Source organism: Acidovorax sp. CF316 (assembly GCF_000276605.1).
Classification (GTDB): domain Bacteria; phylum Pseudomonadota; class Gammaproteobacteria; order Burkholderiales; family Burkholderiaceae_C; genus Acidovorax.
The window spans coordinates 1-1,959 of record NZ_AKJX01000306.1; the positions used below are offsets into that span (position 1 = coordinate 1).

3 protein-coding genes are annotated in these 1,959 nt (G+C 63.9%); 2 read left to right on the forward strand and 1 reads right to left on the reverse strand.

Translation table 11 applies throughout. The features are described 5' to 3' along the window. Positions 1-346: 346 nt before the first annotated feature. Positions 347-580, reverse strand: coding sequence for a hypothetical protein (locus PMI14_RS33200; protein WP_007862257.1), 234 nt, complete (start codon positions 578-580; stop codon positions 347-349). An 89-nt stretch (positions 581-669) separates the two neighbouring features. Between PMI14_RS33200 and PMI14_RS33930 the strand changes: the two genes are divergently transcribed. Both PMI14_RS33930 and PMI14_RS33210 read left to right on the forward strand, forming a co-directional pair. Beyond that, entirely contained in the window at positions 670-1,320 is a 651-nt protein-coding gene (locus PMI14_RS33930) for a S24 family peptidase (RefSeq protein ID WP_007862258.1), read from the forward strand. A 7-nt stretch (positions 1,321-1,327) separates the two neighbouring features. Further along, entirely contained in the window at positions 1,328-1,849 is a 522-nt protein-coding gene (locus tag PMI14_RS33210) for a hypothetical protein (RefSeq protein WP_146187933.1), read from the forward strand. Positions 1,850-1,959: the final 110 nt, after the last annotated feature.

A 1,959-nucleotide genomic window follows, 5' to 3' on the forward strand; every position in this document is an offset into this window, starting at 1 on the left:
GTCCCGCCGTATCGGCAGGCACTGGCGCAGCACCGAGCGCACAGGCACCGCTGCGGGCCTGAAGGCGCGGCCCAGCCGCATCGGCGGCGGCAACAACGGCACCGCGCGGGCGCACCGATTCAAAGGCATTGGGCCCCGCATGCACGGGGGATGGTGTGGTCGATCGCATGGCTCGTACGGCTCCTCACAAGGCGTGCGGGCGCCCACGCTCCCGCAGGAGCGCACGGGTGGGCCCATCACAAAAGAAAGAAAAAACACCCGGCGCCGCACAAGGCAAAACAAGGCAGCGCCGGGCAAGGTCCACAGCACCGGCTGCATCGGCGCTGCGGAAGGAGAAAGCGAAAAATCAGCAGCCCTCGGCGTCCGGGGCTTTCGGGCCCGGCCCACTGCCGCCCCGGGACTTGCTGGGCAACATGCCCGCAAAGTCCACCGCCCCCTGCGTCAATGCATGCAGCTCGCGCATGCGGCTTCGGGGCACGGCCCTGCGCCAGTGCGTGATGGCGCTGGGCGTCAGCCCAAAGTGCTCTGCCACCGCCTTGTTGCGGCCAGGTTCGGCATCCAGCCAATCCGTGAATCTCATGGCAGCAAGTTTAGTTTTATCTAAACAAATAGTCAAGCACAAGCTAAAACACCTTGCCAAAAATTTAGCTACAGCTAAACTGCACACCCATGAGCAACGACAGCACCCGCCGCGCGGAATTCACCGCCTACTTCGAGAAGCACTTCGGCACCGACCGCCAGCGCTTCATGGACCAGTTCGGCGTGAGCAAGGGGCGCATGACGCAGTACCTGGACGAGGAAGAGGCCTTCGGCGAGCGCGCCGCCCTCAACCTCGAAAAGCGCGCCAACCTGCCCCTGGGCAGCATGTTCCCCTCGCTGCTGCGCGCCGGCAGCGAGGCCGCGCGCATCCTCGCGCCCGAGGGCGTGCCCGTGGTGGGCACCGCGCAGCTGGGCGACGACGGCTACTTCTGCGAGCTGCAGTACCCCGTGGGCCACGGCGACGGCCGCATCAACTGGCCCACGCGCGACCCCAACGCGTATGCCCTGCGCTGCAAGGGCGAGAGCATGAAGCCGCGCATCCGCCACGGCGAGTTCGTCGTCATCGAACCCAGCCACGGCTTCATGCCGGGCGACGAGGTGCTGGTGCGCGAGCGCAGCGGCAAGGTCATGGTCAAGCAGCTGGCCTATGTGCGCGATGGCATGGTGCACCTCGATTCGGTGAACGAGGCGCATCCGCGCATCAGCATTCCGGAGGATGAGGTGGAGGTGATTCAGTATGTGGCGGGGATAGCGAAGTCGGCGTTGTGGAGCAATGACTGAGCACCCGTTGTCGACCTCCTACACCTGCATCGGCTTCGACATCCGCGTCTGGCCCTGCGACGGCGCTCCTCGCGTGGGCCTGTCGGATTGGAGCCAGCACGATGCGATGCATGCCGCCGTCACCAGGCAGTTTGGACTGCAGGAGAACCTGTACCAGTTGCTGGACATCAAGGACCAAGAAACGCTGGACGCGGTCGCCCAGGCCATCCAAGCGAATTGCGCGTGCAACCTGATCGCCATACAGATCCCGGAACCCGTGGCGACGTGGCAGAACGAACGCTTCGGACACCCGCTGGGTAATCCCGCGCTGTCGCTCGAGGAATTTCAAAGCATGGGCATCGACGTAGCGGACATCAATGGTTTTTTCTCGGTGCTGTCCTTCGACCCCATCTCGAAGTTCAGGAAGTCGACCGATCTGATCGATGAACGCCATCTCGATGAGGTCCTTCACGTCGTCCAACTGGCTGGGTTTGCCGACCGAGGCCATGCGCCCTATTGCGCAGTGAAGGTTTCTGCGTTGAAAGTCTGACGACGACAACGTCTCGGTCTCGATGGTTGATGCTTGCTTTTGCCGAGGGCGGAGGCCGGGGTGTGCGCCCGGCGGCGCACCTACCTTCTTTTGCTTCGCCAAAAGAACGT

Coding starts and splice junctions, on each gene's coding strand:
- PMI14_RS33200 (WP_007862257.1), bottom strand. CDS start 580: ATGAGATTCACGGATTGGCTGGATGCCGAACCTGGCCGCAACAAGGCG.
- PMI14_RS33930 (WP_007862258.1), top strand. CDS start 670: ATGAGCAACGACAGCACCCGCCGCGCGGAATTCACCGCCTACTTCGAG.